Source organism: Nocardiopsis eucommiae (genome assembly GCF_965344335.1).
In the GTDB taxonomy this organism is placed as follows: Bacteria; Actinomycetota; Actinomycetes; order Streptosporangiales; family Streptosporangiaceae; genus Nocardiopsis; species Nocardiopsis eucommiae.
This window is the reverse complement of the sequence record NZ_CBDRIY010000004.1, coordinates 85125-99732: the sequence shown is the minus strand read 5'-3', so window position 1 is coordinate 99732 and position 14608 is coordinate 85125. Positions and strand designations below refer to the sequence as shown.

The window sequence follows — 14608 nt, the reverse complement described above, 5'->3', positions numbered from 1 at the left end:
AAACCACCGACAGTGACCCGGCCGGTGAGCCCCCTCCCCTCGAACCCGCTCCAGAGGTGGACACGTGAAGACCCCCCGACCGCCGTTCCGACGGCGTGCCCTGACCACCCTCACCGCCCTCGCCGCCGCCGCGCTGCTCTGCACCCCGCAGACGGCCCTGGCCGCGCCCGACGACCCCGTGGCGTTCGTCCCCACACCGGCCGACACCCCCGCCGAACGCGCCGAGGCGGACCGGGAGGCGGTGGAGGAGAAGCTCGCCAACGCCGCGATCCCGCCCGGACCGCTGAGCTTCGGCGCCGAACCCCTCGCCGCCGCCCGGAACGCCGCCGAGGGCGCGGCCGCCGGGGCCTCCTGCGCGATCACGGCGGAGTCCGCCACCGCGCTGGCCCTGGCCCCCGTCTGGCCCGAGGTCTCCGCGAGCTCGTCCCTGCCCCCGTCACCGATGACCCTGTCGAGGTACGACAACCAGTCCGGCCTGTACGACCCGGCCGGACGCGACGGCCTGTTCTTCAACCCGGGCGTCGGCCTGTGGCAGATGGACTCCGCCGGACTCGGGACCAACAACACGGCGGGCGAGGCGATCGACTCCGTCTGGGTCTCCGACTTCGTGGTGCCCTACATCGTGGACAAGTACTGCGCGGCCATCGAGCGAGGCTCCGCGGCGCCCGCCGCGCGCGCCACCGCGTGGGCCGACTGGAACGCCTGCGCCGGCGGCGACTGTGACACCGTGTACTGGCGGGCGATGAACACGGGGATCGGATCGGACCCGAGCGTGGGCCGCCACGGCGGAGCGCAGCCGCGCACCTGCGAGTTCGAGGGCGCCTCGTACGACTGCCTGTTCGTGGACGTCGCGGACGCCCAGGGAGCCGACTGGTGGACCCGACCGGAGAGCGGCCGCTCCCCGGTGCCGTCACCGTTCTACGTGCTCAGAGCCGGTTCGGGCGACGGCGTCCGGGAGGTGCGCGTGTGGCTCGCCGCCGACTCCGGGCACGGGGTCGACGTGACCGTCACCCGTCCGTTCGGCGGCAACGCGCGGGACTCGCTCTCCTGGACCGACGGTCTGGGACTGTGCGACACCACCACCGGGCGCGGCTCCTGCTGATCACGTTGAGTGTCGAATGAATTCGGGCTCTGGTTCCTCATGGGACCAGAGCCCGTTTCCTTTTCCGGTGTTCCCGCCGTGAAGCACAGAAGAACCAGCGGCCACACCAGGGAAAAGGATCAATACAACCTCTATCTACCCGCCGAAACGCATGTTACTTTCTTACCCGCCCGGGGGATCCGCTAGGAAGATTCAAACGAAGAGGCCACAATGCCCCATTCGACGGCACCCGAGATCGACCTGCCCGAGCTGGACTTCGACGACATGGAGGTGATGAGCGTCCGCGAGGCGGTCGCCGTCCCGGAGACCGGCGCCACCAGTGGCTCCAGCTCCTGCACCTCCACCTCGTGCTGCGGCTCCAGCAGCTGCTGCTCCGGTGGCTCCTGCGGCTGACGGAGTACTCCGGGAAGGCCCCCGCCACCGGAACGCGTGACCGCAGGAACAATGCGTGAATTCGGCAGGGGCGAGCTCCAACGTTTCACGTCAACATCCCCCTCACATCCAGAAGAAGGTGTCCGATGGCGTCGCAGGAAACCCCCACGATCGACCTGCCCGACCTCAACTTCGACGACATGGAGGTGATGAGCGTCCGCGAGGCGGTCGCCGTCCCGGAGACCGGCGCCACCAGTGGCTCCAGCTCCTGCACCTCCACCTCGTGCTGCGGCTCCAGCAGCTGCTGCTCCTCGGGTTCGTGCGGCTGACCCGCTGAACCGGGGCGGCCTCTCGCGGGGTCGCCCCTCCCTCCGCCCCCGAACCCCCCAGAAGAAGCACGACGAGGGCCGCACGTGTACGCGATCGACGCCACGGACATCACCAAGGACTACGGGAAGGGAGAGGTGCTCCACGGCATCTCCTACCAAGTGCCCACCGGACAGATCGCCGCACTGCTCGGCCCCAACGGGGCGGGCAAGACGACGCTGATCGAGATCCTGGAGGGGCACCGGGGACGCACCTCGGGCCGGGTGGAGGTGCTCGGCCTCGACCCCGGGAACCGCCGTGACTTCGCCCAGCTCCGCACGCGCATGAGCGTGGTGCTGCAACAGACCATGCTGGAACCGGGGCTGTCGGTCCGCGACATCCTGCGCCGCCACGCCTCCTACTACCCGGACCCGCTCGACGTGGACGACGCCCTCGCCCAGGTGGAGCTCACCGAGAAGCGGTCCGCCCTGGTCAAGTCCCTCTCCGACGGCCAGCGCCGCCGTCTCGACCTCGCCTTGGCACTGACCGGCCGCCCGGAACTGCTCTTCCTCGACGAACCCACCACGGGGCTGGACCCCGTCTCGCGCCGCCGCATCCGCGGCCTGGTCGCGGGGCTGCGCGAGAGCGGCACGACCGTGGTGCTGACCTCCCACGACCTCACCGAGGTCCAGGAGCTCGCGGACCGCGTGGACGTCATCCGCGACGGCTCCTTCATCGCCTCCGGGAGCCCCGACGACCTCGTCCGGGGCTCGGCGGCGTACACGGTGGTGGAGTTCGCCCGCCCCGAGGGGACGGACGACCGCCTGCCCGAGGGCGCCGAACTGGTCAACGGCAGGGTGCGCATCCTCACCGACGACCAGGACGCGGTGGTGGAGCGCGTGCAGGCCTGGGCCCGGGACGAGGGGACGCGGATCAGCGGCCTCACGATCGTGCCGCCCAGCCTGGACGACGCGTACGTGGCGATGTTGGACAACGGCGTGCTGGAAGCGGAGAAGAGCGAATGAGCGTCACGGGAACCGAACGCGCGCGGAGCACCCGCCGCCCCTCCTCCTTCTGGCTGCACGTGGACGGTGAGCTCAAGGAGTTCTGGCGCTCCCCCATCACCCTGGCGTTCATCGTGCTCATGCCGGTGATGTTCTACGTGGGCTTCGGGCTGGCCTTCCGCTCCCAGGCGGACGAGATCCGCCTCGTGGGCGAACACGAGGTCACCCAGGCCAACCTGAGCTTCGGCGGCATCCTCGGGTTCGCGCTGATGTCGGTGGCCTTCGCCAACGTCGCCATCGGACTGGCGATCCGCCGTCACCACGGCCTGTTCAAGCGCTTCCGCACCACCCCGGTCAGCCCGGCCACGGTGATGGGCGCCTACCTGGTGAACACACTGCTCACCGCCGTGATCGTGCTGGGCGTGGTGACCGCGATCGGCCTGCTCGGCATGGGCGTGACCATCGATCCGGCACGCCTGCCCCAGCTGCTGGCCGCCCTGGTGCTCGGCTTCCTGTGCATGGCCCCGCTGGGCGCCGCCGCGTCACTCCTGCCGCCGAACGCCGACGCCGCCGTGCCCATGGTGAACGGCATCTTCTTCCCGACCGCCTTCCTCGCGGGCGGGTTCGTCATCCTCCCGCTGGGCGACACCGTGGGCGCCGTCGTCGACCTCCTCCCCGGGCGACCGCTGACACTCCTCGTCCAGGGGGCCCTGTCCGAGTCCGGTCCCGTGTGGGACTGGTCCGCGGTGGCGCTGCTGCTGGCGTGGTCGCTGCTGGGCACCGTGGCCGCGCTGCGCTGGTTCCGGTGGGCCTCCGAGCGGGAGCCGCGCGGGTTCGGCTCGTCCCGGCGCAAGGGCGAGGACGAGGCCCCGAAGCCCGAGGAGACCGGGGCTTGAACACTTCCGACGAACCCTCACGGTCCTTCGAGGTCGTGGAGGGTCCCTACCTGGTCTCCCGGGTCAACCCCCACCCCCATCGGCAGCTGCGCGGCACGACGCCGACCGCGCCCCTGCTGCGCTCCCTCGCCCGGCTCGAACTCCAGCGCGAGGACCTGCGTGAAGGACTGCTGGACGCCCTGCACCGGGCCGCGCCCGAGCTGGGCGCCCACCGGAACGCGGCGCTGGCCGCCAAGCGCGCCGTGTTCAACCGCCGCCCTCCCCGGGAGGACCTGTACGACCACCCGGTCACCCGGGAGATCCCCCTGCTCGGCGCCTGGGCGGACCTCTGGCGGGAGTCGCGTGCCACGGCGGCGCTGGTGGACGCCGAACACGAGCCCGCGCTCCGGGCCGAGCGCGCGGCACTGACGGCGTGGGCCCGCGACCCCGGGGTGGACCGGGCCACCGCGCTGTCCAGCCCGGACCTGCACCGGGCGGTCGCCGCCCGCGCGGCCACGGACCGGGACCCCGACAAGCGGATGCGCAAGGCCGAGGCCGCCCTGGTCCGGTACTTCTCGCGCTCCACGGTGAAGGTCAGCCCGTACTCGCTCTACACCGCCGTGCACTTCTCGCCCCTGGAGGCCGAGGTGGCGGAGGACGCCGAGCGACCCCTGGAGCTCACCTCCCACGCCGCGCTCCGCCGTCTGCTCCCCCGGCAGGCGGCGCGGGCCCTGGCCGCCGACCCCGAGGCGCGCCTGGGCCTGGAGTGGGTGCTCACCGGCGGGGCCCGACGCGAGGTGACCGACCAGGGGGAACGCCTGGTCGTGCGCCGTCGCGTGTGGGCGCCCCCCTCCCCCGGTCTGCGCGCGGAGGCCTTCGGTGAGGAGGAGGTCCGCCTGCCCATGACCGGGAGCTGGGACCGCCTCGTCACGGTGCTGGAGAAGCGCGCGAGCACACCCGTGCGGCTGGCCGCCCTGCGCGACGCCGTCGCGGCCGACCTCGGCTGCGGCGCGGACCGGGCGCTGGGCGTGCTGGACCAGCTCATCGGGGTGGGTGTCCTGGTGCCGTGGTCGCCCGTGCCCGAGCAGTCCCCCGACTTCACCCGGCACTGGCACCGGCTGGCGCGCGCCCTGCCCGGCGAGGCGGCGGCCCGGGTGGCGACGGCCTTCGCGGAGACCGAGACGGTGCTGGCCGGGTTCGCCGACGCCGACGGGGCCGGTCGCTCCGGTGACGTGCTGCGGCTGCAACACCTGTGGTCGGCGGCGGTCGGCGTGGAGGGTTCGGCCACCTCGCCCGTGGTGGAGGACTGCCTGGTCTCCCGGGGCGTCCCCGTGGATCGGGCCCGCACCCGCGCGTGGTCGGCCGACCTCGGACGGCTCATGCCGCTGTTGTTCGCCCTGGACGACCAGCGGGTGCTCTCGGGCGCCCTGGAGCAGGTGTTCGTGTCCCGCTACGGCCGGGGCGGGCGCTGCTCCGACCTGGAGGGGTTCGCCCAGCACGCGCGGGCCGCCTTCCCCCTGACCCAGGAGCTCATGGGCGGCGCACCCGCCGCCCTGGCCGGGGCCGACCCGGAACTCACCCGGGTGCTGTCCGCGCGTCGGCGCGCGGTGGACCACCTGGTGGAGCTCGGCCGTTCCGGCGGGGACCGGGTGGAGGTCGACCCGGCGGTGGTGGACGAGGTCGCGGCGATGCTGCCGGACCGGGAGTTCGCGGCCCGCCGCTCCTTCGCGGTGTTCGGGCAGGCCGTCCCGGACGGCCTGGTGGTGAACCACCTCTACGGCGGCCGGGCCCGCTACTTCAGCCGGTTCCTCGGCCACCTGCCGGAGGAGGTCCGGGAGCGGGTCGCCGCGCACGTGCGGCGGCTGGGCCCGGCGGCGGCCGACACCGTGCACATGCGGTCGGCGCTGGGGTTCAACGCGAACCTGTCACCGGCGCTGGCCGACGAGGAACTGGCCCTGCGCGACGAACCCACCCTGGAGCCGGGGCCCTCCACCCTGGACCTCACCCTGGTGCACACTCCGCACGGGCTGCGGCTGGTCCGGGACGACGGCCGCGAGATCGACCCCGTCTACACCGGCTTCCTCGTGCCGCACGCGCTGCCCTACGACGAGATGCTCGTGGCGATGGTCGCGGACTCGCCGTTCTTCTCCTTCGCGGACCTCACCATCGACCTCCACGAACGCTGGACCCGGCACGGGTTCCAGGGCGGGACGCCCCGGATCGGGTTCGGCGCCCTCACCCTGTTCCGCCGCAGGTGGGGCATGGACACCGCCGATCTCTCCCTCCGTCCGGAGGAGTCCGCCGCCCAGCTGCACCGGCGGCTGAACGTGGACCGCGAGGTCCGGGGCATCCCCGAGCAGGTGTTCGTCCGCCCGCTCCAGGGCGGCAGGCTCGGTCCGCTGGAGCGCGCCATGGCGCCCAAGCCCCAGCACGTGGACTTCCTGAGCAGGCTGCACACCGGCACCGCCGCCAAGCGCCTGGCCCACCTGGGCCCGGCGCTCCTGGTGGAGGAGATGCTCCCCGGCCCCGACCACCACCGGGTGCGCGGCCCGGACGGCGCGCACGCCAGCGAGCTGTTCCTCGAACTCTCCACGGTGCCGCGCGCCGCGGGCACCGTCCCCGCTCCCCCTTCCCATCCCCCAGGCGAAGCGAGGCTGACCCCTTGACCGTCGGACTCAGAGTCAACTACCACGACAGCGACAAGAGCGCCCTGCTCGGAGACTGCCTCGTGCCAGCGGCCCGCACGGCCGCCGACCGCGAGGGCGTCACCGCCGCGTGGCTGCACCTGCACTGGCGGCTCGGTCCGCACTGCGTGCTCTACGCGGACGGCGACCCGACCGCGGTGGAGGCCGCCGTGGCCGAGGCCGAGGTGCGGGTCCGCGCCTTCCTGGGCGGCCACCCCTCGCGGCGCGGGCTGGACCCCGTCCGGTACGAGGCGTTCTCCCAGCGCATGGGACGCCTGGAGCTGGTGGAGGGCCCCTACGCGCCGATCGAGCCGGACAACAGCACGCGGCGGCTGGCGGGCGACCCGGTGGACACGTTCCTGCGCGGTCCCGAGGCGGTCGCGCTCAAGGGGCGGGTCCTCACCGACGGCCTGTCCCGGGTGGCCGACCAGGCGGGCGGGCGCGGCGGCGAGCGGGCGGTCTCAGCGAACGTCTTCGCCGGAATGGGCGCGATCGCCACGCGCTACCCCGAGTGGGGTCTGCGCTCCGGCTACCAGGCCTTCCTGTCGCACTGGAAGGAGTACTTCCACTGGTCCGACCCGCAGGGGGCGGCGCAGGAACGGCTGGCGACCGCCTACCGGGCGCAGCGCGAGGGGCTCGTGGAGTCGCTGCGCGCGGTGCACGAGGGAGCCGGAACGGAACCGTACGCCCTGGCCTGGGGCGCGTGGGCCGACCGGTGGCTGCCCGAGGCGATCGCCCTGGCCCGCCAGGAGCACATCCTGCCGTTCCCGCATCCGGAGCGGCAGGAGCAGGCGGCGAAGTTCGGTGACGACGTGCGGGTGCGCTGGAGCGGCTCCGACGACCGCTCGTACAGCGACTTCCACCGCGAGTTCCGCAAGCTCGACTTCACCCGGCTCGGTGACGGGTACGGGTTCGCGGCGTTCCGGTTCCTCATCAACTGCTTCTTCGACCTGCTGCCGCTGATGGGGGTCGCCCCCGTCCAGCGGTACTCGGTGGCGTACCTGTTCACCGAGGCCGCGCAGGAGGTGGTGGGCGAGGGCTGGGAGGAGACCGTCCGCCGGGTCGTCGACCACCAGAGCGCGGACCCGGAGCTGCGGCCGACCCTTCCGTGGGTGGGCGATGCCTGACACCACCGCGACCACCCCGGCGGTGCGGCTCAAGAGCGCCGTCCGCGCCCGATCGCTCGCGTCGGAGGGGGTGGCGCTCAGCATGGGCGCCACCGCCGTCGTCGTCCGGGGTTCCCGGGCCGACACCGTCTGGCGGGCCCTGGAACCGGCCCTGCGCGCCGGGTTCCACCGCAGCGAACTACTGGGACGCTTCCCCGAGGCGGGGCGTCCGTTCCTGGCGGGGATCCTCGACCAGCTGGAGGAGCACCGGTTCCTCCGCGACCTCGAACCCGAGCCCGCGTCCCTCACGGAGGCCGAACGGGCCGCCTACCCGCACCTGGAGTCGGTGACCCACCGCCCCTACGCCGCGCTGGCCGCGCTGCGCACGAGCGTGGTCCGGGTCCGGTCCTCGTGCCCGCTGCTGGAGGCACGGGTGCGGCGGGCACTGGCCCGGGCGGGGTTCGGGGAGGTGCACGCGGACACCGGGCCCGTGCCCGAGGCCCCGGTCCTGCTGACCGCCCGGCTGTCCCCCTCCGGCGACGCGGTCGGTGCCGAGGTGCACGCGGACACCGGGCCCGTGCCCGAGGCCCCGGTCCCGCTGACCGCCCGGCCGTCCCTCCCCGGGGACGCGGCCAATGCCGGGTCCGAACACGTCGTCGCCGCTGGCGACGGCCTCTGGCTGACCGGGCCGCGCGACCGTCCGGGCACCCCGGACCTGTCGGGGCGGTTGCGCGCCTGGTTCGCCGGGAGGGAGGAATCCGGCCCGGACCGCCCGGAGCCGGACGCCGAGGCGCTGGGGGTCACCCGCAGCCTGGTCGCCGCCCAGCTCACCCTGGCCCTGGTGGCCCAGGTGGCGCGCGGTGTGTCCGCGCCCGGGTCGGCTCCGGTGCCGGGGCCGGGCCCCGAGTTCATGGTGACCACGGACGAGTTGGTGAGCGAACCCCACACCCTGCTCGTCGCGGACCCCTTGGACCCGCGCGCGACCCGGCCGCTGCCCAGGACCGCACCGGAGGAGTTCGCCCCGGCGGAGCCGCTGGAGGTCCCCGACCGCCTGGACGCCGTCACCCACCTGTGGGACCGCGTGTTCGGCCCGGTCGGCGAGCCAGCACCGGGGGACCTGTCGCAGCTGCCCGTGGGACTGGCTCGGTCGGGACGACTCGCCGGGTACGGGCTGACCACCGCGCTCGCCCGTGAGAACGCCCTGGTCAACGCCCTGAACGCGGTCGTGTGGGACACCCACGAAACCACTGGCCCCGCTGACGGTGGAACCGACCCCGAGACTCCGGGAACGACCGACGGAACGACCACGACGGGCTCCGCCACGGGCGGTTGGGGACACCGTGCCGACGGGGTCGATCTCCGGGCCGGACACGGGTCGACCACCGTGCCCGCCCGCGAGGACGACCGGCACGAGGCCGTGTGGGCGGGGGCGGGGTCGGGCTCGGGTGGTCCCGACGCGGGACGCTCCCCGAGCGGTTCAGCATCCACCCCCGGCCTCGGGATCGGACTGACCCAGGCCGCCGCGATCGGCGCGGCCGTGGGCGACCTCGTCCTGCGCGCACCCGACACCCGGTGGAAGGACGTGGACCCCCCCTCCCCCTCCCCCACCGCCCGCCGTCTGTGGGCCGCGCTCACCCTGCGGTTCGGGGTGTCGGCCGAGCTCACCCTCCAGGAGCTCGACGGCACCGGTGTGTGGCGGGCCCGCGTGACCTCGGAGGGACGGCCGCTCAGCACGGGCGCCGCACCCGACCCCGTCACCTGCGTGGAGACGGCCCTCCTCCAGGCGGTCGCGCGCGTGCGCCTCGCGGAGGAGGCACCCGACGCGGTCCTTCCGCCCTTCGCCACCGGAGCACCGGGACTGGCGCGATGGGCCCTGGACACGGGTGCCGTGCGGGTGGAGGCGCCCGGCGGGGCCGACAGCTGGCGCGCCCTCGGGGTGCACTCGGCGGTGGCCGCGTGGACCTGATCCCCGACCTCGACGCCCCCTCCCCCGCTGGTGCCACCCTCGACCGGCCGCACACCGTGCGCGTCGCGGGCGGGCTCCTGCACTCCGCGATGAGCGGCGCCCTGGCGGTCCTCGGCCCGTGGACCCCGGACGGCGCCACGGGCTGCGCGCGGTGCGCCGGGCTCTGGCGCTCGGACGTGGAGGGCGAGACGGCCGACGCACCCTCGCCCTCGGACGGCCTCCTCGCCCTGTGGGCCGACGCGTTCGCCGCGCTGGCCGCCACCACCGACCCGGCCGACCTGCGCCTGCGCGTGGTCGCGCTGGACTGCCGCACCGGGGAGGTGACCCGGCACGGCCTGGTCCCCCACCCCTCCTGCGGCCACTGCTTCCCGGAGGGCCGGGGCCTCGGGGTCACGGAACCCGGCGACACCCTCGACCTCGCCGACCCGCTGCCCGTCGTGGGCGACGCCCTGCGCACCCGTGCCATGGACCGCGCCGCCCTCCGCGACCGGCTGCTGGACTTCCGGTTCGGACCGGTCGCGCACGTCTACCGGGACGAGGAGTCGCCCCTGGCCCTTGTGACCTGCGAGACCGTCGCCCCCGGGCACGCGTCCCGCGAGGGCGGATACGGCCGCTCCACCCGCTTCACCGCCAGCGAGGTGCCCGCCTTCCTCGAAGGGGTGGAACGGGTGACCGGCGGGCGGCGGCTGAACGGCGCCGCCACCGTCCACGGGTCCTACGCGGACGTCGCCGACGACGCCGTCGACCCCGCGCGCCTCGGCCTGCACGAACCCGAGTGGTACGGGCACCCCGCGTTCGAGCCGGTCCCGTACACCCCCGACACCCCCACCACCTGGGTGTGGGGCTGGTCCACCCGGGAACGGCGCCGGGTCCTGGTCCCCGAACACGTGGCGTACTGGCACGCGGGCCGCGCCGAGGAACGGTTCCTGTACGAGTCGTCCAACGGCTGCGCCGTGGGCGGGACGTTCGCGGAGGCCGTCCTGTACGGGTTGTTCGAGGTGGTGGAGCGGGACGCGTTCCTGCTCGCCTGGTACTCGCGCACCCGGCTGCGGCTGATCGAGGGCGCCGACGACCCCGACCTCGCGCACCTCACGGACCTGCTCACCGAGCGCGGCCTCACCCCGCGCCTGTTCGACCTCACCTCCGACCTGGGGATACCGACCGTCCTGGCGACGGTCACCGCCCCGGAGGAGGCGGTCCGCGAAGGCCGGGCTCCCGCGCTCAGCCTGGCCACCGGCACCCACCTCGACCCGCGCCGCGCGCTCATGGCGGCGGTGGAGGAGACCGCGACCAACGCGCTGATGTACCCGAAGTGGGTGCGGATGCGCCCGTCCGTCTCGGTGGAGCGGTGTCGGCCCATGCTCGACGACCCGACGCTCGTCCGCACCCTGGAGGACCACACCGGCCTGCACGGGCTGTGGGAGGCCCGACCGATGTGGGAGTTCCTGGAACACCCCAGCGGCGGCGTGCCCCTGGACCGGCTCACCGCCGGGCGGCCCCCCTCGTTCGCCGGAACCGACCTCGCCTCGGTGCTGCGGGACCGGCTCGCGGCCGTGCACGGACTCGGCCTGGACGTGGTGGTCGTGGACCAGAGCAGCGCCCCGTACGCGGCGGCGTCCGGAACCCGGGCGGTCAAGGTGATCGTGCCCGGGGCCCTGCCGATGACCTTCGGCCACACACACCGCCGGACCCGCTCCCTGGAGCGGCTGGCCCGAGCGTCGACGCTGTTCGAGGGAGGGGTTCCATGGGAAGCGCCCGGAAGGACGTACCCGGTTCCGCACCCGTTCCCCTGAGGACCGGGTTCGAGGACGCGCTCGCGCACTTCCACGCGCAGTCCCATGAGAAGGACGTGTCCCAGGTGGCGACGCTGTTCTTCGGCGCCGAGCCCTCGAACGGCCTGGCCCGGCCGGTCCCGGGGCAGGTGCGGACTCCGTTGCCCGCGCTGGGGCCGCTGCGCGACCTCGACGCCGCGACGCCCGCGCTGGGCGGCGGCTGGTCGCCGGTGGAGCGTCTGCTCGCCGCGTGCGTGGAGGCCGTGCGGGTCCGCCGGATCTCGGCGGCCGACCGGTATCCGGTGCACCGCGCCTATCCCTCTCCCCGGGGCCTGTTCGGGGCGGACCTCTTCCTCGTGGCTCCCGGGGACCCCACACCCGGCGGGGGTCCCACATCTCCCTTGGAGACCACCACGCCCGGAGACCCCACACCCCCCGACAGCCCCACGTGGTGCCTGCGGGTCGACCCGCAGTCGCACGCCCTGCAACCGGTCGGGGGTCCGGCGGCCCCCTCGAACCTGGAGGGGGCCCGCCTGGTCGTGGCGGTGGACCAGCACCGGTACCCGCCCGAGTACGGTCGGCTCCGCCCCTCCCTGGCCCGCTTGGAAGCCGGGCACCTCCTGGCCACCCTCGGCCTGACCCTCACCCGGGCCGGTCTACGACCCCGCACCCACCCCGACCCGGCGCACCCGGCCTGCACTGCGGCGGCCCCGCTCCTCCCTCCGGGCATGACCCCCATCGCCGCCGTGACCCTGGACGTGGGCGACCCGGGCACCACCGAGACCACTGCCCACCCGGGCACCTGCGCTCCCTCCGTCACCAGCGGAACCAGCCTCCCCGACGGCTCCGATGTCACCCACAACCCCGGTGGCACCGCCACCCACTCGGGCATTGATGTCTCCTCCGGCACTGCCGCCACACGCCCCCCGCACCTCACGCCCGGCTCCGAGAACGGGGACGGGAGCGCGAACGGAGACGGCCCCGGCGATGGGGTGACCCTCTCCCCCGAGGCCACCGCCCGCGTCGCGGCCTCCGTCGCCCCGGCGGGCCGCACCCTGCGGCGCTGGCTGGACGAGCGGACCAGCGGGGTCTCCACGGCCAACCTGGTGACCAGCGCGTACGTCAGCCCGGAGCAGGGAGCCACGATCACCTCCGGCCTGGTGCACGCGCTCGCCGCCGTCCACGAGGTCCTCCCCCGCAGCCACTCCCTACGGCTCTACCAGCACACGCTGGAGGACGACCGGGTGGACGACCGCGTCGTGCGCGAACTTCCCCCGGACGGACCCCCGGGACCCGCTCGCCCCGTCCCCCGCACCGGCGAGACCAACTTCTCCGCCACCCTCGGCCACACCCTCGCCGTGGACTTCCCCGCCTGGGCGCGTGCCCTGGGCCCGGACCACGCGGAGACGGTCCTGCACACCCTCCTCGGGTGGATCGCCCAGTGGGGGTGCCTCGGCGCCGCCGCCACCGACCTGTGCGTCCGCCCCATGCGCAACTACGCGGAGGCCGACTGGGCCGCCGCCCTCGGCCTGGACCCCGACCAGACCCCCGCCTACCAGCTGTGGGTGCGCGCGGAACGCGGCACCTACCTGGACACCCCCGTCGACGCCGCCCCGGAGACCCCATGACCCGCACCTGGTCCGCCGTGTACGTGTACCTGCACCGCAGCCGCGCCGACATCGACACCTTCCTCCTGGACCACCTGGCCCCCGAGGCGGAGCGGCTGGTCTCCTCGGGGCGCGCCGCCGCCTGGTTCTTCCTCCGCTACTGGGACGGCGGTCCGCACCTTCGGGTCCGGTTCCTGGACGCCGACCCGGACGCCGTGGCGGAGTTCGCCGAGCGTGTGCGGGCGCTGGCCAAGGAGACCTCGGCGGCCGCCCTGGACCTGGACAGCGAGGCCTACTACGCCGACCTCCCCCAGGCCGACCCCGCCCGCTGGTACGCCGACGGCGACGTCACGGAGGCGGTGTACGAGCCCGAGACCGAGCGGTACGGCGGCCCGCGCGCCCTGGAGGCGTGCGAGGACTTCTTCGTCGTGAGCACGCGCATCGCCCTGGCCGTGCTGCGGTCGGCGCCCCACCAGCACCAGCGGCAGGTCGTGGCGGTCGACCTCACCTCCCTGGCCTTCGGGGTGCTGGGCTTCGACGACGTGACGGCGGTCCGGCAGGCGCGCGGGTACTACGCCACCTGGGACTACTCGGCCGAGGTCGCGCGCGGCGGCACCCAGGCGCGGGCCGAGGCGGAGCGGCTGTTCCACTCGGCGCCCGCCCGGTGGTTGCAGCGGCGTCCGCAGGTGGCGCGGCTGGTGTCCGGTGACGGGGCCTCCACCCACCACCTGTGGAACCGGGGGCTGCGGGAGACCGTCGCGCGTCTGCGCCGGATCGACGCCGAGGAGGGGCTGGCGAACGGGCTGGACCGGATCGTCTGGTCGCTGCTGCACATGACGCACAACCGGCTCGGGCTGGACATCGACGACGAGCGCCGGATCGCCTGGCTGCTCTCCCTGGCCTACCCGCGTTGGGAGCCGCCGGGCGACTACTTCGACCCGGGTGTGGGCTCCCCGGACCGCACCTACCTGGAGGCCAGCAAGTACCTCCCGGACACCATGGCCGGGGACCACCTCCCCCGCGAGGTGCCGCCGGAGGGGGTGCGCGAGGGGGCCTCGTTGGCGCCCACGGTCCCGCTCCCCGCGCCCGCCCCGCTCAGCGCGTCCCTCGGTCGGGTGCTGGCAGAGCGCAACAGCGACCACGGTGACTACGGCTCCCACCTGGAGCTGGCCGCCCTCTCCGCGCTCCTCGGGCACGGAGCCGGGATCAGCCGCGTCCGCGCGGACCAGCCGGGCCGCCACGCGCCGCCGCGGACCCACCCCTCACCGGGGGCGGCCTACGCCACGGAGGTCTGGGTGGTGGCGCGGCACGTGGCCGACCTCGAACCGGGGGTCTACCGCTACCAGCCCGAGGGCCACCGGCTGCTGAGGGCGGACGGGGTCCCGGAGACCGACCGGCTGACCGAGCTCTCCCCGTTCCTCCGCGAGCACGCCGACGGCCGTCCCGGGGTCGAGGCGTCCACGACGGGCGCGCTGGTGTTCCTGGTGGGCGACCTGGGCCGGCTCCGCGAGGGGTACGGACAGCGTGCGCTGCGGCTGCTGCTCCAGGAGTGCGGCCACGTGGCGCAGAACCTGTCCCTGTGCGCCGCCGCCCTGGGTCTGCGCTCGCTCGTGGTCTCGGGGTTCGCCGACGACGCGGCCAACGCGCTGCTGCACCTGGACGGGGTGGATCGGACGGTGCTGACCCTGCTCCCGGTGGGCACCTGAGTCACTCGAACCACTCGCGAACTGCGCGGACGTTCGCTTTACCTGACCGTGGGGTGACAAGTGCCCACCCTCACTGGCATCTTGTTCTACTGGGTAGTAACATTGACT

At 74.3% G+C, this 14608-nt stretch carries 11 protein-coding genes; all 11 read left to right on the top strand.

Annotated features, from left to right (window positions below; genetic code table 11):
• Positions 1 to 64: 64 nt before the first annotated feature.
• Positions 65 to 1102, top strand: a complete 1038-nt coding sequence (locus tag ACRWK8_RS03890) for a hypothetical protein (RefSeq protein WP_378738225.1) — start codon at positions 65 to 67, stop codon at positions 1100 to 1102.
• Between the two features lie 210 nt (positions 1103 to 1312).
• Complete coding sequence (locus ACRWK8_RS03885; RefSeq protein ID WP_378738228.1) at positions 1313 to 1495, top strand: thiazolylpeptide-type bacteriocin; 183 nt, start codon at positions 1313 to 1315, stop codon at positions 1493 to 1495.
• A gap of 125 nt (positions 1496 to 1620) precedes the next feature.
• A complete protein-coding gene (locus tag ACRWK8_RS03880; protein WP_378738231.1) occupies positions 1621 to 1803 on the top strand; it encodes a thiazolylpeptide-type bacteriocin in 183 nt (60 codons plus the stop codon).
• An 84-nt stretch (positions 1804 to 1887) separates the two neighbouring features.
• Positions 1888 to 2805 (top strand): ABC transporter ATP-binding protein, encoded by a 918-nt coding sequence (locus tag ACRWK8_RS03875; protein WP_378738233.1) that lies wholly within the window; start codon positions 1888 to 1890, stop codon positions 2803 to 2805.
• Positions 2802 to 3680 (top strand): ABC transporter permease, encoded by an 879-nt coding sequence (locus tag ACRWK8_RS03870; RefSeq protein WP_431868383.1) that lies wholly within the window; start codon positions 2802 to 2804, stop codon positions 3678 to 3680. Before ACRWK8_RS03875 ends, ACRWK8_RS03870 begins: the two co-directional genes overlap by 4 nt.
• On the top strand, positions 3677 to 6325 hold the full coding sequence (locus tag ACRWK8_RS03865; RefSeq protein WP_431868381.1) for a lantibiotic dehydratase: 2649 nt from the start codon (positions 3677 to 3679) through the stop codon (positions 6323 to 6325). The genes ACRWK8_RS03870 and ACRWK8_RS03865 overlap by 4 nt, the downstream gene beginning before the upstream one ends.
• Complete coding sequence (locus ACRWK8_RS03860; RefSeq protein WP_431868379.1) at positions 6322 to 7470, top strand: hypothetical protein; 1149 nt, start codon at positions 6322 to 6324, stop codon at positions 7468 to 7470. The genes ACRWK8_RS03865 and ACRWK8_RS03860 overlap by 4 nt, the downstream gene beginning before the upstream one ends.
• A complete protein-coding gene (locus ACRWK8_RS03855; RefSeq protein ID WP_431868377.1) occupies positions 7463 to 9415 on the top strand; it encodes a hypothetical protein in 1953 nt (650 codons plus the stop codon). The genes ACRWK8_RS03860 and ACRWK8_RS03855 overlap by 8 nt, the downstream gene beginning before the upstream one ends.
• On the top strand, positions 9406 to 11208 hold the full coding sequence (locus ACRWK8_RS03850; protein ID WP_431868375.1) for a TOMM precursor leader peptide-binding protein: 1803 nt from the start codon (positions 9406 to 9408) through the stop codon (positions 11206 to 11208). The genes ACRWK8_RS03855 and ACRWK8_RS03850 overlap by 10 nt, the downstream gene beginning before the upstream one ends.
• Positions 11160 to 12815: a hypothetical protein gene (locus ACRWK8_RS03845; RefSeq protein ID WP_431868373.1), complete on the top strand. Its 1656-nt coding sequence runs from the start codon at positions 11160 to 11162 to the stop codon at positions 12813 to 12815. Before ACRWK8_RS03850 ends, ACRWK8_RS03845 begins: the two co-directional genes overlap by 49 nt.
• The gene (locus ACRWK8_RS03840; protein ID WP_431868371.1) at positions 12812 to 14500 is read left to right on the top strand and encodes a thiopeptide-type bacteriocin biosynthesis protein; all 1689 of its coding nucleotides are present in this window, start codon (positions 12812 to 12814) and stop codon (positions 14498 to 14500) included. The genes ACRWK8_RS03845 and ACRWK8_RS03840 overlap by 4 nt, the downstream gene beginning before the upstream one ends.
• Positions 14501 to 14608 lie beyond the last annotated feature (108 nt).